This window comes from Synechococcus sp. HJ21-Hayes (assembly GCF_024345835.1).
In the GTDB taxonomy this organism is placed as follows: Bacteria; Cyanobacteriota; Cyanobacteriia; order PCC-6307; family Cyanobiaceae; genus Vulcanococcus.
Map to the genome: position 1 here is coordinate 16,730 of NZ_JAGQBW010000020.1, position 17,963 is coordinate 34,692.

Genomic DNA, 17,963 nt, shown 5'->3' on the forward strand with positions numbered 1-17,963 from the left:
CCCATGGCCAACCCCCAACTCGAAGCCTTTCTCCAGCGCGTCAAGGGCGATGCGGATCTGCTGTCCCGCTTCAGCGCCTGCCCCCATCTCAATGCCATCGCCCAGCTCGGGGCGGAACTGGGCTACACGTTCACGGGAGTCGATCTGGTGACACACCAGGCCGAGGCCACCCTGCGGCTCAGCCAGGCCGACCTAGAGGCCGCCGCCGCTGGCGTGGAGCTGGAGGGTCACCTCTGGCTGATGAAGATCGTCTGGGGTTGAGGAGCCAGTCCCGATGCATCCCCAACAAACCCTCGATCTGAACGACGCCGCACTGGCCCTGCAGGCCAGCCGCGCCCATGCCGACAGCCACCAGGGGCTGGTGAGCGTTGCGGTGGTGGATGGTGGCGGCCATCTGCTGGCCTTCCAACGCCTGGACGGTGCCAGCATCTCCAGTGCTGAAACCGCGATCGCCAAGGCCCGCATGGCCGCCCTGTGCGGCAAGCCCACGGCGGAGATGGAAGCGAGCATCAATGGGCCCCGGCCAGGCCTGTTGCAGCTGGCAGTTCTGCTGCAGCAACCGTCTGCCGCCATGGCGGGCGGGCTGCCCCTGCTGATCGGCTCCAGCTGCATCGGAGCCATCGGCGTCTCCGGGATGACTCCGGAACTGGATGCCGCCATCGCCAGTGCAGGCCTGCAGGCCCTGCACAGCCAACCATGAATCTCCCCCACATCCGCAGCCTTGGCTTCACCACGGCCAATGCCGAGCAACTGGCGCACTTCTATGGCGCGAACCTGGGATGTCAGCCCGGCCGGACCCTCGCCATTGAGGGCGGCCGCTACGCGCAACTGATCGGCCTACCCGGTTCACGGCTGCTGCTCAAGCAGCTGCACCTGGGACAGGAACAGCTGGAACTCACCGAGGTGCAGGCCCTGGGCCCAGGCCTCCGGCCCGGCCGGCCCGTGCCCGGCGATTCCCTCAGCTGCGACCTGTGGTTCCAGCACATCTGCGTGGTGGTCGCCAACATGGACGAAGCGGCAGCGCCGCTCCAGGCCCGCGTGGCGGCGGGAACACTGAGGGCGATCTCCACAACCCCTCAGACCCTGCCGAGCTGGAACATCGCCGCTGCCGGCATTCAGGCCTACAAGGTGCATGACCCGGAAGGCCATTGCCTAGAGCTACTGCAGTTCCCACCTGACAAGGGCGACGCCCGCTGGCATCAGGCGGCCTCCTCGGCGAGCACACCCTTCCTGGGTATCGACCACAGCGCCATCGCCAATGCCGACACGCCGCGGAGCTGCCGGTTCTACGAAGGGCTGCTGGGGCTGCGGCTGGGGGGCGAGGGCGTCAACAGCGGCCCGGAACAAGACCAGCTCGATGGGCTGGACAACACCCAGGTGCTGATCACGTCCCACCGCTGCTCCCAGGGGGCTGGGGTTGAATGCCTGAACTACCAACAGCCCCAGGGGGGCCGCCCCCTGCCAGCCGATCAGACCGCGGCCGATCATGCCCACTGGCAGATTCGCCTTGAGGTGCGTGATCTCGATGCGATCAACTCCCAGCTGGAGGCCTACGGCGGCAGCCGGGTAAGCCCCGGCATCGTGGAGCTCGAGCCAGCCCAGGCGGAGCTGCTGGGCTTCAGCCGTGGCCTACAGGTGCGAGATCCGGATGGCCACCAACTGCAACTGGTGAGCCCCTGATCACAGGGAGGTGCAGGCCCAGGCAAACGCCCCTAATTTGCGGCCAGCTAGAGGCCTTGCAATGGAGATCACCGTGGTGGAGCTGCTGGTGCCAACGGCGCCGTCAACCCTGGCCCAGGCCGCCTTGTTGGTGCTGCGCCTGTTCCTGGGCATCGCCTTCATTCGCCACGGCTGGCCCAAACTGCGCAACCTGAAAACCTGGGCCACGGCGATGAACACGCCGGAATGGCTCTGTTTTCTCTCCGCAGCCTCCATGTGGGGGGCTGGGATTGCCCTGATTCCAGGACTGCTCACGCCCCTGGCCGCCCTCGCCATCCTCGTATCCATGGCCTACGCCATGGTGATCGAGATCAAGGCTGGCTTCCCCTGGTTTGCGCCGGATCCCTACCAGATTCCAGAGGGCGACTATGTGGGCCCCATGGGGATCGGCGAACCACCGAGCTGGGAGAAGGCCGCCATGTACGTGGTGATGTGCCTGGTCACCATGTTCTGCGGCGGTGGCCTGTTCTCCCTCGACAACCTGCTGATCGCTGATCTGCTCAGGCTGGCCCTGACTTGATGGAGCGGCGGCCGCTCAGCGGCCCAAGCGCTCCACAAGATGCTCACCAACGCGGATGGCATTGGCGATGGCGGTGAGTGAGGGGTTCACCGCTCCGATGCTGGGGAAGAAACTGGTGTCCACCACGTAGAGATTGTCGAGGTCGTGGCACTTGCAGTGGATGTCCAGCACGGAGCTGGCGGGATCCGTGCCAAAACGGCAGGTGCCGGCTTGGTGCCCCACAGCAGCGATTCCCATGGTGCTCTTGAAATAGATCTGGCGTTCCACCAGATGGTTCTTGAGATAGAGGTGATCCAAGACCGACACCAGCTTGTTGTTGAGCTTCGTGGCGGCCATCTGGTTGTTCGGGGTGTAGCTCAGATGAATCTGACCCTCCGCATTGATCGTGACACGGTTGTTGGGATCGGGAAGATCTTCGCTGGACACCCAGAAATCCAGGGCATGCTCGGCGATCTTGTCCATACTCCAGGTGGGCATGAAGAAGGTCTCCTGCGGCACATAGCCCTTCATGATCGAGCCATCTGTCTTGCCCGTCATCTGGATGTTCCCCATCGGATAGTCAAAGTCTTCCGAGCCGAAGTACCAGTCGTTGATGCACACCGTTTTCTGAAACACGGTGGTATTGGGCTCATGGGCCAGGGCCACCATGGCCTTGCTGTTGTGGAACATGTAGTTCCGCCCCACCTGATCTGAACTGTTGGCCAGGCCACGGGGATGCTTGTCGTTGGCCGACATCAACAGCAGCCGGGCGCTGTTAGCAGCGCCACAACTCACCACCACGATGTCCGCCGAGTAGCGCAGTGGCTCACCATCACGCTCCAACTCCACCGCCGTCACCGTGCGGCCGGAGGCATCAGTGATCAGCCGCTTCACCTGGGCGCGGGTAAGCAGGGACACGTTGGACGCCTGCAGCGCGGGGCGCATCGAGCACACCTCAGCATCACCTTTGGCATGCACCAGACAGGGGAAACCATCACAGCGGTTGCAGCGAATGCAGCGGCTGAAGGCTGGATTGATTTCATCGAGCATCACGCCGCAAGGCGCATGGCTGGGATGCAAGCCAATGGCGCGCAGATCATCCACCAATTTCTGCATCCGCGGTTCATGGGAAATCGGCGGATAGGGGAAGGGTGCTGAGCTAGGGGGATCCGTGGGGTCTTCCCCCCGCAGCCCATGCACATGGAAGAGCTGCTCGGCCCGCTGGTAATAGGGCTCGAAATCGCTGTAGCGCAGGGGCCAGGCCGGGGAGATGCCGTCATGGTGGTGCAGCTCTTCAAAATCCCGCTGCCGCAGACGGAAGTGGGCCGCGCCGTACATCTTGGTGGCGCCACCCACGAAGTAATGGCTACCGGGCTGAAACGGTTTGCCGTGCTGGTCAAACCAGGTGTCCTTCGACACATACCGGCCCTGCTGCATCACCGCATCGGCATCCCAGTTCTCGCGCTCACGGGGCAACCAATCGCCCCGTTCCAGCACGAGGATCTTCAGACCAGAAGGGGCCAACTGATGGGCCAGGCTGCCGCCGCCAGCACCGCTGCCGATGATCAACACATCAAAGTGAGTCTGCGCAGGAACCTGCAGCTGCTCAAGGGACGGGAGAGAGGCAACCATGGGCTCAGCTAGAGGCCGACACGTTGCCCACAAGCTAGACAGCGTTGCAGATTTTGGCTGCCTCAGGTAACGGGATAACGACTCAATTGATTGATCATTTTGCAAACCATGGCGCTCCAGCCCGTCTGATGACTGGCTCCCACACCGCGGCCGTTATCACCATGGAAATATTCGTTGAACTGAATCAGATCACGCCAATGGCGGTCAGATTGGAACAACTCCACATCACCATTGAAGGGGCGCTGTCCAGCGCCGTTGCGGCGGAACAAATTCACGAGCCGCTGCTCTAGCTGCAAGGAAGCGTCCCAGAGGGTGATCCACTGCCCTGAGCGGGTGGGGAACTCCACCATGAAGCTATCGCCGTAGTAGTGGCCAAACTTCTGCAGGGATTCAATCAATAGGAAATTGATCGGCATCCACACCGGGCCTCGCCAGTTGGAGTTACCGCCAAACATGGCAACCGGGCTGTCCGCAGGGCTGTAGGCCAGGGTCTGGGTCTGGGATCCTTCTGTAAAGGTGTAGGGATTGTCCTCATACACCTTGGAGAGGGCCCGGATGCCATAGGGAGAGAGGAACTCGTCTTCATCAAACAGCCGCTCGCAGATGCGCCTGAGCCGATCCTCCGGCACCAAAGAAAACAGCATTCGGTCGTTCCGCCATTGGCCGAGGTGATCCACCAACCAAGCGGGACGGGTGCGCTCATGCAGAAACCAGGCCAAGCTCTGGCGCACATCCAGGCAGGGCAAGCGCTTCACCGTATCCACATCAAAGCTGGCCACAGCCAGCAAGGGAATCAAACCGGAAACAGAACGACTGCGCAGATATTCCGTGCTGCCATCAGGGCGCTTGATCACGTCGTAGTAGAAGCCATCCTGCTCATCCCAGTTCACATAGCCACGGCTACCTGGGGTATTCAAGGTCAGGGCAAGCTGCACAAAATCATAAACAAAGCGCTCAGCGATATCGGCATATTCCGGCTCCTCCCGACTGAGCTCCACACTGATATTGAGGAGGTTGAGGCTGAGCGAGGCCATCCAGGAGGTGCCATCGCATTGCTCGATGTGGCTGCCATCAGCGAGGGGGTAGCGCCGATCAAACACAGCAATGTTGTCGAGGCCGAGGAATCCCCCTTCGAACACGTTGTCGCCGGAGCGATCATTGCGGTTGGCCCACCAACCGTATTCGAGGATCAACTTGCGCAAGGCAGAGCGCAGGAAGCCAAAATCGGGCTCTTCGCTGGTCTTGCGATCGATCTGAAAGATCCGCATGGCCGCCCAGGCCCCGATGGGGGGATTGGGATCGGACAGAGCCCACTCGTAGGCAGGGGTCTGGGCGTTGGGAGCCGTGTAGTGAGGGGAGCGCAGCAACATGCACTGCTCCTTCGCTGTGGCCGGATCGAACACCGCAAAGGCCACAGAGTGGAACATCAGGTCCCACTGGCAGAAGTAGGGATATTCCCAGGCATCGGGCATCGAGATCACATCATGGGCATGCAGCCGCTGCCACTGGGCGTTCTCAGTGAGCCAGCGCTGATGCGGTGGAGGCGGTGTGGTGGGATCCCCCGTCAGCCAACGCTGAACACTCCAGCCGTAATACTTCTTGCACCACAACAGCCCTGCGGCCCCAGAGTTGTGAAGCAGCCGATCATCCTCGGAGAGGTTGGGCACTCGCGACTCAAAAAAGTCGTGCCACTGCTGCTCACGGGTCGTGAAGAGCTGGTCAAACTCCTCGCCAAAGGCCTGGGCAGAAGCCTCGGATGCTGAGCCGGTGAGCCGTAACTCCAAGGTCCACTCCTCACCAGCGGCCAAGGTGCGCCTCAGCAGGCGCGCGGCCTTGGTACCGCGTTGCTGGGGATTGATGGCACCCTGGTCGCCATCAATCAGAAACCGGTGAAAGCCATCCTTCTGGAAGGGCTTCGCATTGGGCTCGCCAAACAACCGCTCGGTGTTGGTCTCGTTGTCGGTGAAAAGCCAGTCACCCTGCTCGCGGCAGGCCAAGCGATAGGCACCCAGACCACCGCCGGGATGGGCCAGCACCGCATCGCCTTCCAGCTGCAGGGGGGTCTCCTGCTCATCGGGGTAGCCCCAGCTCCAGGTGTTGCGCAGCCAGAGAGTGGGTAACAGGGTGAGTGGAGCCGCTTCGGGCCCGCGGTTCAGCACCCGGATGCGAATGGCAATGTCATCCGGGGAGGCCTTGGCGTACTCGATGAACACATCGAAGTAGCGGCTCTCATCAAAGATGCCCGTGTCCACCAGCTCATACTCGGGCTGATCGCGACCACGGCGTGCATTTTCAGCAATCAGCTGCTCGTCGGGAAAGCGCTGCTGGGGGTACTTGTAGAGCCCCCGCATGAAGCTATGGGTGGGGGTATTGGCGATGTGGAAGTAGTAGTCCTTGATGTCCTCGCCGTGGTTACCTTCGGGGTTACCCAGCCCATAGGGGCGTTCCTTCAGGATCGGGTCCACGCCATTCCAGAGGGCCACCGAAAAACACAGGCGGCACTGGTTGTCGCAGATGCCGAGCAGCCCGTCTTCACCCCAGCGATAAACCCGGGAACGCGCATGGTCGTGGGGGAAGGACACCCAGGCATTGCCATCGGCGGAATAGTCCTCCCGCACCGTGCCCCACTGGCGATCGGGCAGATAGCTGCCCCACAGATCCCAGGGCACCTGTTCGTGGTCACGCTCCGCCATACGGCGGAGTTCAGAACCCATGTCGTTCGTCACAGGGCCTCCAGGATGCGCTCGCCGATGCGCAGGGCGTTAGCGATCACCGTGAGGCCGATGCCCACACCTGGACAACTGGGGAACAGGCTGGCATCCGCGATGTAGAGGTTGGCCAGCTCATGGCTCTTGCCCTGGAGATCCACCACCGAGGTGGCGGGGTTGGAGCCCATGCGGCAGGTGCCGCACACACTGCCCAACACGGTGAGTGGTGCCTCGCCACGGGGATGGGTGGGGGCCGGTTTCACCACATGGGTGAGGGGGTCAGCCTCCACCTGCTTGAGGGTGTCAATCCAGCGATACACCAGGCGGTCGTGGGCCTCACGGTTGTTGGCCACAAAGTGAATCTCTAGGTGGTTGCCCCGCAGGGCTACCCGATTGTGGGGATCAGGCCGCATGGCACTCATCGCCCACCAGGCCACGGAACGGGAGGCCAGCTGCTCCAGCCCGAAAGTGGGCATGAGCTTGGTCACCAGCGACAACACCGGCGGGGATTCAGCAAACAGCGCGTCCTGAAGGACGCCGCCACCGCTGTGGATCGAGCCCAGCGGGAAACCCACGTTCTGATCGCCCCAGTAGTAGTCGGTGATGCCGAAGCTGCGGCCGTAGCGGCCGGAATTGGGGGCGGCAGCCAGCTGGATGATGGAGGTGAGCTGGGGCTTCATCAGGTTGCGACCCACCTGATCAGAGCCATTCGACAGACCACGGGCGTGATGGTCCGTAGCGGAGCGCAGCAGGATCTCGGCGCTGTTCACGGCACCGGCGGCCAGCACCACCACATGGGCACTGAACAGCCAGGCGTGGCCATCGATCTCCACCTCCACGGCCCGCACTTCGGTGCCGCTGGGATTCACGTGCATCCGCCGCACCTTGGCGCGCTCCCGCACGGTCACCGTGGCCACCTTGCGGGCCAGATCAACACCGAACAATTCGGCATCACCGGTGGGATCCAAGTGGGATTCCGACCAGCTCAGGGGCAGGTCGTAGGGATGGCTGCCATGGCGCTCGAGGGCCACGCGCAACTCCTGCATGAATGGCTCCACAGGCCGCGGACGGGCGGGGTAATCGCCGCTGCGGGGAGGCTCGGTGGGATCCACGCCAGCCACACCATGAACGCGGTAGAGCTGTTCAGCACGCTCGTAAAAGGGAGCCAGGTCGGCGTAGCTGATCTCCCAGCTGGGGGTCGTTCCGTCCTGCAGCTGCACACCGCTGAACTCCTGCTCACGCATGCGCTCCAACACGCCCCCCCAGATCTTGGTGTTGCCGCCGAGGGCATAGATCGTCTGCGGAGAGAAGGGATCGCCATCCGTGCCGAACCACTGCTCCCCGGGGTGATAGCGGTCCTTGCGGAACAGATCCACATCGGCCACGTTCTGATCCGCCAAGGGCATGGCACCGCCACGTTCCAACAGCAGCACGGTCTTGCCGGAGGAAGCCAACTGCCCAGCGAGGGTGCCACCGGCAGCGCCGCTGCCGATCACAATCACGTCGTAATGGTTGTCGTCGATGATCATGGTTGAGCTCCTGACATCAGGCCTGCCACACGTAGAGAAGGAGGAAGAGCACCACCCAGATCACATCCACGAAGTGCCAGAACAGAGAGGTGGCCTGAACGCCCTGTTCGCCGCCGTCGTAGTTGCCGGGGATGAAGGATTTGATCAGCATGATTCCCATCAACAGGATGCCCGTGGCCACATGCAAGCCATGGAAACCCGTGAGCAGGTAGAAGGTGCCGCCGAAGGTGCCTGAGGTGAAGCCGAACTTCAAGCCGCTCCACTCCACCGCCTGGCCATAGAGGAAATAGGCCCCCATGGCCATGGTGAGCAGCCAGAAGCCTCGGAACAGCCAGAGCTTCTCCTTGGCCTTGAAGTGCTCAGCCACCACTATGGCGCCGGAGCTGGAGAGCAACACCACGGTGTTGAGCAGCGGGGTGCGCCACTCGAGGCCATCCACACCAGCCGGCAGCCAGTTGAGGGCCGAGGTTTTGAGGATGGCGTAGCCACTGAAGAACGCCAGGAAGATGACGCTCTCAGAGCACAGAAAGATGATGAAGCCGGTGAGATTGTGCTTGGGATGCTCGCTATGCCCGTGGGCTGGAGCCGGGGTAGGGATCGCGCTGGTCATGCCGTTGCCTCCTGCAGCTCCAGACGCCGTTCAATCTCCTCCTGGTGTTCCACGAGCGGCTCACCGGAGCCATAGCCATAGGGACGGCTGATCACGGTGGGGACCTCATCCTCAAAGTTTTCCACCGGTGGGGGAGAGGGCAGCAACCACTCCAGACCGATGGCATTCCAAGGGTTATGGCCGGCCTTGGGTCCGCGAATCCAGGAGCTCAGCATGTTGAGCAGAAAGGGAATGATGGACACACCGAGCAGAAAGGCCCCCAGACTGGCGATCACGTTCCAGAAGGTGAACTCAGGGTCGTAACTGGACACCCGCCGGGGCATCCCCATCAGGCCGAGGGGATGCATGGGCAGGAAGTTGAGGTTCGCCCCCACGAAGGTAAGCAGACAATGCAGTTTGCCGAGGCCCTCGTAGGGCATCCGACCCGTGAACTTGGGAAACCAGTGGTAGATGGCCGCAAAGATGCCCATCACCGCTGCGCCATAAATCACGTAGTGAAAATGTCCCACCACGAAATAGGTGTTGGACACGTGAATATCCACCGGAACCGTGGCCAGCATGATGCCGGTGATGCCGGCAAACACGAAATTAAACAAGCCCCCCAAGCAGAACAGCATCGGGGTTGTAAGCCGCAGCTTGCCTCCCCAGATCGTCCCCAGCCAGGCGAACACCTTCACGCCTGTGGGAACGGCGATCAGCATGGTGGTGCCCATGAACAGATCACGCATCCATTGGGATACGCCGCTTGGGAACATGTGGTGCACCCACACCACCAGCCCCAGACCCACAATGATGAAGGAGGCTAGGGCCACATAGACGTAGCCAAACAGTGGCTTGCGGCTGTAAACAGGAAAGATCTCGGAGAAGATTCCGAACACCGGCAGGATGATCACATACACGGCCGGATGAGAATAAAACCAGAAGAAGTGCTGATACAGCACCGGATCTCCACCGCCCTCGGCCCGATAGAAACTGGTGCCGAAACTGAGATCCATCAGCAGCATGATGGCGCCACCGGTGAGGGCAGGCAGACCGATCAACTGAAGGCTTTGTGCCGCCAAGGCCGTCCAGCAGAACACCGGCATGCGGAACAGGGTCATGCCCGGTGCGCGCATGCGCAGGATGGTGGTGACGAAATTCACCGCCCCCATGATCGAGGAGATGCCGGACAGGGCGACCGCCAAGATCCAGAGGAACTCGCCATTGATGAAGTGGCCGAGGGGGTTCTGAATGCTCACCGGTGGATAGGACCACCAACCCGCCGCCGCAGGACCGCCCGGCACAAAGAAACTGGATACCAGCAGTAGGGAGAACACGGGGACCAGCCAGAAGGCCGCTGTGTTAAGCCTCGGGAAGGCCATGTCGGGCGCGCCGATCATGGTGGGGATCAACAGGTTGTTCAGCCCGTTCAGCACCGGAAAGATGAACAGGAACAACATGATGGTTCCGTGCATCGTGTAGATGCCGTTGTACACCGTGCGATCCACCAGATCTGAGGCCGGCGTGATCAGTTCACCCCGGATGATCATGGCCAGAAAGCCACCCACCAGGAAATAGAAGAACGCCAGCACGATGTACTGAATGCCAATCACCTTGGCATCGGTGCTGAAGCCGAAATAACGGGACCAACCAGCGGGCGGTTTGGGATCGGCAGGGAAGGTGGCGCTGGTCATGGCTTCAGCCGTCGTGGGGGAGTGAAGGGGATCCGGGAACGTTCACCTGGGGCGGTGGAGCGGGCGGCACCGTGGCCCAGCCCGGGTTTTTCTGCTGCTGACGCTGGCTGAATTCCTCGCTGGCCAGGCTCAAGCCCGCTTGCAGGGGTTGGCCGGAGGCCTGTTTCAACCAGGCGGCATAATCGTCCTGGCTGTGCACCAGCACATCGGCCTGGTTGGCAGCGAACCAGGTGCCGCTGAACTGGGAATCCCGCAGGCGATAGCGACCTTCACGGGTGGGGGTGAGGCTGAAATCAATCGCCCTACCGGGAATCACATCCTGCTTCAAGCGGAAGGCGGGGATGTAAAAGCCGTGCAGCACGTCGTCGGAGGTAAGCCGGAAGGTCACCGGTTGGTCCACGGCCAGATGCAACTCCGTGGCAGACACGTTCCTCCCTGGATAGCGAAACTCCCAGGACCATTGCCTGGCAATGACTTCCACCTGCTCCGCAGGCAGGCGATCACCTGGATAGCCGCCCTGAATCTCCGTGGAGTTGTGGGCGTGAATGTGCTCCATCGGGCCCAGCACCCCCAGCGTGTGGTTCACCCGCATCGCATACACGGCAATGCCCATCACCAGCACAAAAGGAATGGCGGTCCAGATCACTTCGAGCTTGGTGTTGCCCTCGATCGGAACGGCATCACTGTCGTCGTATTTATCGGCGCGGTTGAACACCATCACCCAGAGCATCACCGACACCACAGCGGCAAACACAAAGGTGCCGAGGGCGGTTTCGAAGCTGAATAGGCCATCCACCAGTGGGGCGGCGTTGGAGGCCTGCACCGGTAGCCAGTGGTAAGCCTGCTGGCCCATCCAGTGGCTGAGCAGCACCAGCACGCCAACCCAGAGGGACACGCCCAGAACCGCTGAGCGGTTGATGGGTCGAGGCGAGGAGGTTGTCATGGTGAAGAATCTCCTCAGGGAAGGGCGGTATGCAGATCAGCCCCGGCCTGGAGCAACTGATCAGCGGCTATATGAACCCCGAACTCGGCGGCCAACTGGGCACCGAGGGTGCCGTGCAGACCGAGCAACGCAAACATCACCACCCCCACGCCCAGGTAGAGCCACTGCACCTGGCGGCCCATCTCCCGGCGCCACACGAAGCGTTGAAAGCCACGCCAAACGGTCATGCCGGTGATGATCAGCAGCAGCAGTACGCCGCCAACCCCATGCCAAAGCATGGTGGTCATGCTGCCGAGGCCGAAGGTGCTAGTAACCCCCGGCAGGGCCACCGCAGTGAGCATTTCGTAGAAGCCGGCCGCCACGGTGAAAAAGGTCACCAGGCAGCACACCAGTAGGTTGTACCAACCCACATCGTGGAAGCCACCCCGGGTGATGGGCAGAGCCAGGAAGCGGAACACCCGCTTCTCCAGGGGATAAAGCGCACCGACCACGTCGAAGGCGATGGCGATCACGAACAACCCGATGGTGAGGTGCACCAGGTTTGGGTGGATCGGCAACGTGTAGGGGAGGCCATTGGCTCCCAATGCGGAGGCGATCTGATCAATCGGCGCCTCTGCTGGGCTGTACGCCAGTGCCATGAGGAGCGGGAGGGCAGCCATCAGATCAGCCCCTCTCGCATGGCCGCCACCACCTTCACGGTGTGGAGGCCATAGGTCCAGATCAACTTGTCGCCAAGAACAACCTGCACCAGCACAAGGGCACTCACCAGGCCGCCGGCCCCCAGAAAGGGAAGGGGGAGGGTTTCGGGATCGCGGTTGCGCAGCACGTAGCGCCAGCCGGTGAGCAGCGACAGAATTCCCGCCAGCGACCAGCCGATGGTGGTGTGGATGTCGAGGATGTTGCGGGCTGCCCCATAGGGAGAGGCGAGGCCCGCCTCCACCTGGCCAAAGATGATCGCCACGAAGATGGCTCCGGTGGCGAACAGCAAGTTCCAGAAGCTCACCTCATAGAGAGCTGGCTTGCGGAGCAGAACCCCTGCCAGATCGAACACGAAGGCGATCAGCGCCATCGCGATCACGAAGTGAACGACGATCGGATGGATCGTGTCCATCCAGGGCAGGTTGTGGTCGTTGAGCGGCGGTAGCAGCTCAAGCATGGGAAAGCCCGTGCTGAATCCACCCACGCTGGGCAGTCCCACGGGCTTCGTCATGCGGCTGTCATGAATTGCCAATCAGCGCAACATGACCCTGGCCCCAAGGCTGGCGGTTGGCGTGAGTGGCCTCGATGGGAGCAGGGGGACTTGAACCCCCACAACGTTGCCGTCTGCGGATTTTAAGTCCGCTGCGTCTACCAATTCCGCCATGCTCCCAGGCGCTGGAAGCGGGGTCTCCCAGCCTTCCAGGCACCCATCCTAGATTTGGAGCACGATCTGATCCGGCACCGTGCCTCTGCCAGGTTTTCTCAGCTCCATCTCCCTGGACACGCTGCTGGTGCTGGGGGCTTACGCAGCCCTGGGCTTTGCCTATCTGGTGGCGGTGCCCCTGGCCCTGATGGCCTGGATGACCAAGCGCTGGACCACCATGGGCAAGATCGAACGCACGGGTGTCTACGGCCTGGTCTTCCTGTTCTTCCCCGGCCTGATCCTGTTCGCTCCCTTCATCAACCTGCGCATGGCCGGTCAGGGCCAGGGTTGATGGCGGCAGAGTCAGGCACTGGAGGCTCCGGCATTACCCGGGCCAAGGCCCTCGTCCTGGGCGTGGGCATCTTTGCGGTGGGTGGCCTGGGCTACTGGGCCTTTGCAGCCGCTGGCTTTGAGGGGTTTTCAGCCGGCATCGCCGCCCAGGCTGTGCTGGTGCTGATCGTTCTGGGCTGGACAGGCTCCTACCTGTTCCGCGTGGTGACAGGCAACATGACCTACATGCAGCAGCGGCGCCGCTACCGGGAGGCCTACGACTCCGCCACTGAGGAGGAACTGCAGAAGCGCTTCGAGGCCCTGCCCCCTGCCGAGCAGGAAAGACTGCTGCGGGAGCTGGGCCAACTGGATGACAACTCCCAGGGCTGAGGCCTAAGCCGACGCCCAGCGACCCCATAGGCTCGTGGCATTGCAAGACCCGCCGGCCCGATGACCGCTGCCGTGACCACCCCAATCCAGCAGCGCTTCGAGCACCTCAAGAGCCAGGGGCGTTGCGCCCTGATGCCCTTCCTGATGGCAGGGGATCCTGACCTGCTGCACACCCGTTCCACCCTGCTGGCCCTGGAAGCCGCCGGGGCGGACATGATTGAGCTGGGCATCCCCTACAGCGACCCCCTGGCCGACGGTCCTGTGATTCAGGCGGCCGCCAGCCGAGCCCTGGCGGCCGCCACCACCCCCGGCAAGGTTCTGGAGATGCTCAGCAGCCTGAAAGGGGAGCTGGGCATTCCGGTGATCCTGTTCACCTACAGCAACCCCCTACTGAATCGGGGCATGGAACCCTTCTGCCGCGAGGCCGCTGCCGCTGGGGCCGCAGGCCTGGTGGTGCCGGATCTGCCCCTGGAAGAAGCGGAGAAGCTCTCCGCCATCGCCGCCGCCCACGGCATCGACCTAGTGCTGCTGGTGGCCCCCACCACTCCGGCCGAGCGCATGGGGCGTATCGCTGCGGCCAGTCGCGGCTTCACCTATCTGGTGAGTGTCACCGGGGTGACAGGTGTGCGCACCACCATCGAGAACCGTGTGGGCGGCTTGGTGCAGCAGCTCAAGGGCATGGGACCCACCCCCGTGGCCGTGGGCTTCGGCATCTCCGGCCCCAATCAGGCCCGCCAGGTGCGGGACTGGGGAGCCGATGGAGCCATCGTGGGCAGTGCCCTGGTGAAGGTGATGGCGGAAGCCCATGGCCAGGGAGCGGATGTGGCCGCCGCTGCTGGTCAGTTCTGCGGCCAGCTGCGCCATGCCCTCGACGCCTGAGCAACTGTTTGGGGCCGTAGCCCGCCACTACGCCAGCCATCGGCTCACCTACCCCCCTGCCTTCTTCGCCGCCTTCGCTGAGCGCTGCCCTGGCCAGGAGCGGGTGTGGGATTGCGGCTGTGGCAACGGCCAAGCCTCCCTGGCCCTGGCCGAGCACTTCGCCCAGGTGATCGCCACCGATGCCAGTGCTGCCCAGCTGGAAGCAGCGTTCCAGCACCCAGGGGTCCACTACCGCTGCGCCTCGGCTGAAGGCAGCGGCCTGGAGGACACCAGCGTGGATGGGGTGCTGGTGGCTGCTGCTGTGCACTGGTTTGCCGGGGAGGGCTTCAATGCCGAGGTGCGGCGCGTGATCAGGCCCGGGGCTGCCATGGCCTGGATCGGCTACCTGCCCCTACAGCTGGCGGAGCCCCACCTCCAGACCGTTGTGGATCGCTTTTACAGCGTTGATCTCACACCCTGGTGGCCTCCCCAGCGCCGCTGGGTGGATCAGTCCTACGCCGGACTGCCCTTCCCCGGCGAGGAATGGCCGTTCCCTGCCGACCTGGTGATCGAACGACAATGGACCTTGCCTGCCTTGCTGGGTTACCTGGGCACTTGGTCGGCCGTGCAGGCGGCGCGGGAAACCGGTGTGGATCCGCTGGCGAACCTGGCCGCGGAGCTGGAGCTCCTCTGGCCCGGCGGCGCCGCCGCCAGGGTGCCGGTGCGCTGGCCCTTCATGGGGCGCTGGGGACTGGTGTCCCCCTGACGGCTCAGCGGTGGCGGCACCAACCCCAACTCTCGCGGTTGATCAACAACCCGATCAGCACCATCACCGCCATCAGAAGCACCTGATCGGCCCGGGAATCGGGAATCAAGATGTCCACCACCATGTGGACCCCATTGGTGAGGGAATACACGATGCCCAGGCCCAGGTGAAACCGACGCCATCCCCGCCATCCAGTGGCGCTGGTATCGGCGTAGGTGTTCAACACCATGGCCGCCAGGGGGATCATGAAATAGAGCAACATCGCCCAGAACACGATCGGCAGCCGTTCCACCGCCACATGGCTCTCAATTTCGGGAGAGAGCCCGTGGAACAGCGGCATCAAGCCCAGATCCGTGTGAAACAGCATCGCCAGGAACCACGCCAGCCAGAGAACCTGCACCCGCCTGAGGTGCTGATGAGCCGTTGCCATGGGCATGCCTTCTGGATGCAGCATCACGATCTTGATCAAGACCCACATCGTTGACAGGCAGCCCACACCCATCCCAACCAGCATCCGCGCCAATTCACCTGCAGCGTGACCGTGCGGCTGTTCTCGCCTTAAACCGGTAGGTTGAGGCACAATCTGCGCTGACACCGCCATGCGTTTCGTGCTCTGGGGCACCTATTGCGACAACGCCCTTGAGAAGCGCGCTCCCTACCGAGAGGAGCACCTGGCAGGTCTGCAGCAGCAAAAGGATGCGGGCCTTCTCGTGACCCTCGGGCCCACGGAGGGCAGCACCCACGTGTTTGGCATCTACGAGGCAGAGAACCAACAGCAGGTGGACGAGCTGCTCAAGGCCGATGTGTACTGGCGCCACGGCATCTGGACGGAGATCCAGGTGTACCCCTGGATCCAGGCCTTCTGAGGCACAACTACAACCACAGAAAAGAGCGGGGGAACCCCGCTCATCCCTCGGTCAGCTGACCTCGATGTTCACCAAAGGCCACGGATGGGCTCGGGAGCCGGGGCAGGCACAGGCTCGGGGGCCGGCGCAGGAGCGGGAGCAGGTTCAACAACTGCCACTGGAGCAGGTTCGCCGCCAAAGCGCCAACGGGCACCCAACTTGGCGCCCCAGCTATTGAAGGAGCCGAAATCGGCCGAAACACTCTGACCAGCAGCGTTGGTACCGCTGATGGTGCGACCGCTGTTGGCACCTTGATAGACACCTTCTAGGAAGACGTCCACGTTGCGGTTGGCTACATAGGAGACGCCAACCTTGGCCTGATAGCCAAAGTTACCACTATTACCACCACTAGTATTATAGCCAGCAGCGGAGATATTGGGGGTACTGAGATTGGTGTAGCCAATGCCACCGCCGACGTAAGGCACCCAGCGACTGCCGATGGCGATATCCCAATAAGCACTCACCAGCACATCATTTTTGCTGATGTTGCCACTGATACCAGGACTGATCACACCACCCAGTGCATTCACGGTGAGATTGTTGGCACTGGCCTGGGAGTAGCCGTAGGTCAGCTCCGTGCGGATCGCACCGAAATCGTAACCAACGCCTATTTCTCCCGAGAAACCACCGCCATAGCCGGTTTCAGCGCTGAAGCCATTCCAGGCACCGCCGCCGTTGACGTTCTGCCCCTGGGGCCACTGGGCGCCCAGACCGATGGTGGCGTAGAAACCAGTTCCTTGCTCGTAAGCCACCGGCTCAACGGCGTAGCTCTGAGCGACCTGAGGGTCAGCAGCAAGAGCTGGCGCGGTGCCCATGGCCGCACCGGCACCGAGCAGAAGCGCCGAGAAAAATGAACGGGTCATTTCGTCAGGGTGAATCGATGGATACCAAAACACGAAGCTAGTCAGCACCAATGAGTGCTCATCGAGAGCAAAACATGCCCCCCGAAAGAAGTTGACATTTTCAGCAAAAACGACGCAGCCCTGCGGCAATAACTATCAGCGAGCGCGTTAGCAACAAGGCGAGGACGCAGCAACCTTGTCCTGCAGACCTTTGGTCTCAAACCGTCGATGAGGAATGCGTGGAGATGGGCTGCTCAGCCTCGAGGCCAATCCGATAGCGCCTGCTGCCACACCCAGGCCGCCACATCGCGAATGCCATCGTCTCCCAGAACGGAGCCATAGCCGCTCATCTGGCCGCGACCAGCCGTGGCAATGGCGGCGATCGCCTCCTCGGAGGCCAGCCCCTGCCGCTCCAATACCTTGAGCTGCAATGTTTTGCCACGGCGAATGATGTTGCCGCCGTTCACGTGGCACCCAGCGCAGTGATTCTCGAACAGCTGAGCACCACGCCCTAAGTCGACAGCGTCGGCCATGGCCCAGGCCGGACGCGGCCAGAACAGCAGCAGCAGCAACGCGGCCAGCAGCAGCAGCCCACGCAACAGGCCCAAGGCCAGAGGGCGGGCCTCACTCCAGGGCTTGAGGCTGATGGCCATGGGAATAGCGGTGCAGGATCCTTGGGGAAGTCTGATGCTCGCCAGGCCTGTGCCGACGCGCTGAGATGGACGCGTCTTCACCCACCTGCATGCTGTCGTTTCTGCACAGTGCCGACTGGCAGATCGGACAGCCCTATGCCCGGGTGAAGGACCCCGATAAGCGAGCCCGGTTGCGCCAGGTGCGGCTGGAGGCCATCGCGGGCATCGGCCACCACGTCCAGGCCCGCCAGGCGGCTTTTCTCTTGGTAGCCGGTGATCTGTTCAACTCGCCTACCCCCAGCAGCAGCGACGTGAGCGCCGTGTGCCAGGCCATCGGCAACCTGGCAGTGCCGGTGCTGGTGATCCCCGGCAGCGTGTGGCACAACAGCTTCTTCCGGAGTGAACAGCAACGGCGGACCCCGAACCTGCAGGTGCTGCTGAACCGCCAGGTTCTGGAGTTGGAGCACGCCATCGTGCTGCCCTGCCCGCTGCTGGGCCGCAGCGACAGCGACGACCCCTGTGCCTGGCTGCGGCAGATCGCCTGGGCTGACTGACCCACGAGCAAGCCGCGGCTCGTGCTGGCCC

At 62.7% G+C, this 17,963-nt stretch carries 21 protein-coding genes and 1 tRNA gene; 10 read left to right on the forward strand and 12 right to left on the reverse strand.

The annotated features are described in order from the left end of the window. Positions 1-3: 3 nt before the first annotated feature. The 4 genes from KBZ14_RS13510 (at position 4) to KBZ14_RS13525 (ending at position 2,239) form a co-directional block, all read left to right on the forward strand. Positions 4-261 carry a Nif11-like leader peptide family RiPP precursor gene (locus tag KBZ14_RS13510; RefSeq protein WP_255118867.1) on the forward strand — a complete coding sequence of 86 codons (258 nt, stop codon included), beginning with the start codon at positions 4-6 and terminating at the stop codon, positions 259-261. 13 nt (positions 262-274) lie between these two features. Then, positions 275-700, forward strand: coding sequence for a GlcG/HbpS family heme-binding protein (locus KBZ14_RS13515; protein WP_255118868.1), 426 nt, complete (start codon positions 275-277; stop codon positions 698-700). Then, a complete protein-coding gene (locus KBZ14_RS13520; RefSeq protein WP_255118869.1) occupies positions 697-1,680 on the forward strand; it encodes a VOC family protein in 984 nt (327 codons plus the stop codon). The genes KBZ14_RS13515 and KBZ14_RS13520 overlap by 4 nt, the downstream gene beginning before the upstream one ends. Before the next feature lie 61 nt (positions 1,681-1,741). Continuing rightward, the gene (locus tag KBZ14_RS13525) at positions 1,742-2,239 is read left to right on the forward strand and encodes a DoxX family protein (RefSeq protein ID WP_255118870.1); all 498 of its coding nucleotides are present in this window, start codon (positions 1,742-1,744) and stop codon (positions 2,237-2,239) included. 15 nt (positions 2,240-2,254) lie between these two features. Here the strand turns inward: KBZ14_RS13525 and KBZ14_RS13530 are convergent, their stop codons facing one another. The 9 genes from KBZ14_RS13530 to KBZ14_RS13570 all read right to left on the reverse strand — a co-directional run bounded on the left by KBZ14_RS13530 (position 2,255) and on the right by KBZ14_RS13570 (position 12,682). Continuing rightward, complete coding sequence (locus tag KBZ14_RS13530) at positions 2,255-3,850, reverse strand: GMC oxidoreductase (RefSeq protein WP_255118871.1); 1,596 nt, start codon at positions 3,848-3,850, stop codon at positions 2,255-2,257. A gap of 62 nt (positions 3,851-3,912) precedes the next feature. After that, entirely contained in the window at positions 3,913-6,564 is a 2,652-nt protein-coding gene (locus KBZ14_RS13535) for an MGH1-like glycoside hydrolase domain-containing protein (protein WP_255118872.1), read from the reverse strand. A gap of 8 nt (positions 6,565-6,572) precedes the next feature. Continuing rightward, positions 6,573-8,087 (reverse strand): GMC oxidoreductase, encoded by a 1,515-nt coding sequence (locus KBZ14_RS13540; RefSeq protein WP_255118873.1) that lies wholly within the window; start codon positions 8,085-8,087, stop codon positions 6,573-6,575. A 16-nt stretch (positions 8,088-8,103) separates the two neighbouring features. Beyond that, positions 8,104-8,697: a cytochrome c oxidase subunit 3 gene (locus KBZ14_RS13545; RefSeq protein WP_255118874.1), complete on the reverse strand. Its 594-nt coding sequence runs from the start codon at positions 8,695-8,697 to the stop codon at positions 8,104-8,106. Further along, on the reverse strand, positions 8,694-10,370 hold the full coding sequence (locus KBZ14_RS13550) for a cytochrome c oxidase subunit I (RefSeq protein ID WP_255118875.1): 1,677 nt from the start codon (positions 10,368-10,370) through the stop codon (positions 8,694-8,696). Before KBZ14_RS13550 ends, KBZ14_RS13545 begins: the two co-directional genes overlap by 4 nt. Positions 10,371-10,374: 4 nt before the next feature. After that, on the reverse strand, positions 10,375-11,313 hold the full coding sequence (locus KBZ14_RS13555; protein ID WP_255118876.1) for a cytochrome c oxidase subunit II: 939 nt from the start codon (positions 11,311-11,313) through the stop codon (positions 10,375-10,377). 14 nt (positions 11,314-11,327) lie between these two features. Beyond that, entirely contained in the window at positions 11,328-11,972 is a 645-nt protein-coding gene (locus KBZ14_RS13560; RefSeq protein ID WP_255118877.1) for a DUF2231 domain-containing protein, read from the reverse strand. Next, positions 11,972-12,469, reverse strand: a complete 498-nt coding sequence (locus tag KBZ14_RS13565) for a DUF2231 domain-containing protein (protein ID WP_255118901.1) — start codon at positions 12,467-12,469, stop codon at positions 11,972-11,974. The genes KBZ14_RS13560 and KBZ14_RS13565 overlap by 1 nt, the downstream gene beginning before the upstream one ends. A gap of 129 nt (positions 12,470-12,598) precedes the next feature. Beyond that, positions 12,599-12,682: transfer RNA gene (locus KBZ14_RS13570), tRNA-Leu, on the reverse strand. 73 nt (positions 12,683-12,755) lie between these two features. Here KBZ14_RS13570 and KBZ14_RS13575 point away from each other — a divergent pair. Genes KBZ14_RS13575 through KBZ14_RS13590 form a run of 4 tightly spaced genes read left to right on the forward strand, consistent with a single transcriptional unit; the run spans position 12,756 to position 14,999 of the window. Further along, positions 12,756-13,007 carry an NAD(P)H-quinone oxidoreductase subunit L gene (locus KBZ14_RS13575; RefSeq protein ID WP_315856152.1) on the forward strand — a complete coding sequence of 84 codons (252 nt, stop codon included), beginning with the start codon at positions 12,756-12,758 and terminating at the stop codon, positions 13,005-13,007. Between the two features lie 32 nt (positions 13,008-13,039). Continuing rightward, positions 13,040-13,375, forward strand: coding sequence for a DUF3007 family protein (locus KBZ14_RS13580; protein WP_255118903.1), 336 nt, complete (start codon positions 13,040-13,042; stop codon positions 13,373-13,375). A gap of 60 nt (positions 13,376-13,435) precedes the next feature. Beyond that, positions 13,436-14,254 (forward strand): tryptophan synthase subunit alpha, encoded by an 819-nt coding sequence (trpA, locus tag KBZ14_RS13585; protein ID WP_255118878.1) that lies wholly within the window; start codon positions 13,436-13,438, stop codon positions 14,252-14,254. Then, a complete protein-coding gene (locus tag KBZ14_RS13590) occupies positions 14,238-14,999 on the forward strand; it encodes a class I SAM-dependent methyltransferase (protein ID WP_255118879.1) in 762 nt (253 codons plus the stop codon). The genes trpA and KBZ14_RS13590 overlap by 17 nt, the downstream gene beginning before the upstream one ends. Positions 15,000-15,003: 4 nt before the next feature. Here KBZ14_RS13590 and KBZ14_RS13595 read toward each other — a convergent pair whose 3' ends face one another. Continuing rightward, entirely contained in the window at positions 15,004-15,429 is a 426-nt protein-coding gene (locus tag KBZ14_RS13595; RefSeq protein WP_255118880.1) for a hypothetical protein, read from the reverse strand. A 169-nt stretch (positions 15,430-15,598) separates the two neighbouring features. Between KBZ14_RS13595 and KBZ14_RS13600 the strand changes: the two genes are divergently transcribed. Then, positions 15,599-15,865: a YciI family protein gene (locus tag KBZ14_RS13600; protein WP_255118881.1), complete on the forward strand. Its 267-nt coding sequence runs from the start codon at positions 15,599-15,601 to the stop codon at positions 15,863-15,865. Between the two features lie 68 nt (positions 15,866-15,933). Here the strand turns inward: KBZ14_RS13600 and KBZ14_RS13605 are convergent, their stop codons facing one another. Together KBZ14_RS13605 and KBZ14_RS13610 are read right to left on the reverse strand one after the other, a co-directional pair. Further along, the gene (locus KBZ14_RS13605) at positions 15,934-16,896 is read right to left on the reverse strand and encodes an outer membrane protein (protein ID WP_255118882.1); all 963 of its coding nucleotides are present in this window, start codon (positions 16,894-16,896) and stop codon (positions 15,934-15,936) included. Between the two features lie 104 nt (positions 16,897-17,000). Continuing rightward, a complete protein-coding gene (locus KBZ14_RS13610) occupies positions 17,001-17,399 on the reverse strand; it encodes a c-type cytochrome (protein ID WP_255118883.1) in 399 nt (132 codons plus the stop codon). 89 nt (positions 17,400-17,488) lie between these two features. Here KBZ14_RS13610 and KBZ14_RS13615 point away from each other — a divergent pair, with 89 nt between their 5' ends. After that, positions 17,489-17,932, forward strand: a complete 444-nt coding sequence (locus tag KBZ14_RS13615) for a metallophosphoesterase family protein (protein ID WP_255118884.1) — start codon at positions 17,489-17,491, stop codon at positions 17,930-17,932. The last annotated feature ends 31 nt before the right edge of the window (positions 17,933-17,963 follow it).

Excerpts from the sequence above, each read along its gene's own strand:
- KBZ14_RS13520 (WP_255118869.1), top strand. The coding sequence starts at position 697 with ATGAATCTCCCCCACATCCGCAGCCTTGGCTTCACCACGGCCAATGCC.
- KBZ14_RS13590 (WP_255118879.1), top strand. The coding sequence starts at position 14,238 with ATGCCCTCGACGCCTGAGCAACTGTTTGGGGCCGTAGCCCGCCACTAC.
- KBZ14_RS13535 (WP_255118872.1), bottom strand. The coding sequence starts at position 6,564 with ATGGGTTCTGAACTCCGCCGTATGGCGGAGCGTGACCACGAACAGGTG.
- KBZ14_RS13555 (WP_255118876.1), bottom strand. The coding sequence starts at position 11,313 with ATGACAACCTCCTCGCCTCGACCCATCAACCGCTCAGCGGTTCTGGGC.
- KBZ14_RS13525 (WP_255118870.1), top strand. The coding sequence starts at position 1,742 with ATGGAGATCACCGTGGTGGAGCTGCTGGTGCCAACGGCGCCGTCAACC.
- KBZ14_RS13515 (WP_255118868.1), top strand. The coding sequence starts at position 275 with ATGCATCCCCAACAAACCCTCGATCTGAACGACGCCGCACTGGCCCTG.
- KBZ14_RS13540 (WP_255118873.1), bottom strand. The coding sequence starts at position 8,087 with ATGATCATCGACGACAACCATTACGACGTGATTGTGATCGGCAGCGGC.
- KBZ14_RS13545 (WP_255118874.1), bottom strand. The coding sequence starts at position 8,697 with ATGACCAGCGCGATCCCTACCCCGGCTCCAGCCCACGGGCATAGCGAG.
- KBZ14_RS13595 (WP_255118880.1), bottom strand. The coding sequence starts at position 15,429 with ATGGCAACGGCTCATCAGCACCTCAGGCGGGTGCAGGTTCTCTGGCTG.
- KBZ14_RS13615 (WP_255118884.1), top strand. The coding sequence starts at position 17,489 with ATGCTGTCGTTTCTGCACAGTGCCGACTGGCAGATCGGACAGCCCTAT.
- KBZ14_RS13550 (WP_255118875.1), bottom strand. The coding sequence starts at position 10,370 with ATGACCAGCGCCACCTTCCCTGCCGATCCCAAACCGCCCGCTGGTTGG.
- KBZ14_RS13560 (WP_255118877.1), bottom strand. The coding sequence starts at position 11,972 with ATGGCTGCCCTCCCGCTCCTCATGGCACTGGCGTACAGCCCAGCAGAG.
- KBZ14_RS13510 (WP_255118867.1), top strand. The coding sequence starts at position 4 with ATGGCCAACCCCCAACTCGAAGCCTTTCTCCAGCGCGTCAAGGGCGAT.
- KBZ14_RS13600 (WP_255118881.1), top strand. The coding sequence starts at position 15,599 with ATGCGTTTCGTGCTCTGGGGCACCTATTGCGACAACGCCCTTGAGAAG.
- KBZ14_RS13565 (WP_255118901.1), bottom strand. The coding sequence starts at position 12,469 with ATGCTTGAGCTGCTACCGCCGCTCAACGACCACAACCTGCCCTGGATG.
- KBZ14_RS13530 (WP_255118871.1), bottom strand. The coding sequence starts at position 3,850 with ATGGTTGCCTCTCTCCCGTCCCTTGAGCAGCTGCAGGTTCCTGCGCAG.
- KBZ14_RS13610 (WP_255118883.1), bottom strand. The coding sequence starts at position 17,399 with ATGGCCATCAGCCTCAAGCCCTGGAGTGAGGCCCGCCCTCTGGCCTTG.
- trpA (WP_255118878.1), top strand. The coding sequence starts at position 13,436 with ATGACCGCTGCCGTGACCACCCCAATCCAGCAGCGCTTCGAGCACCTC.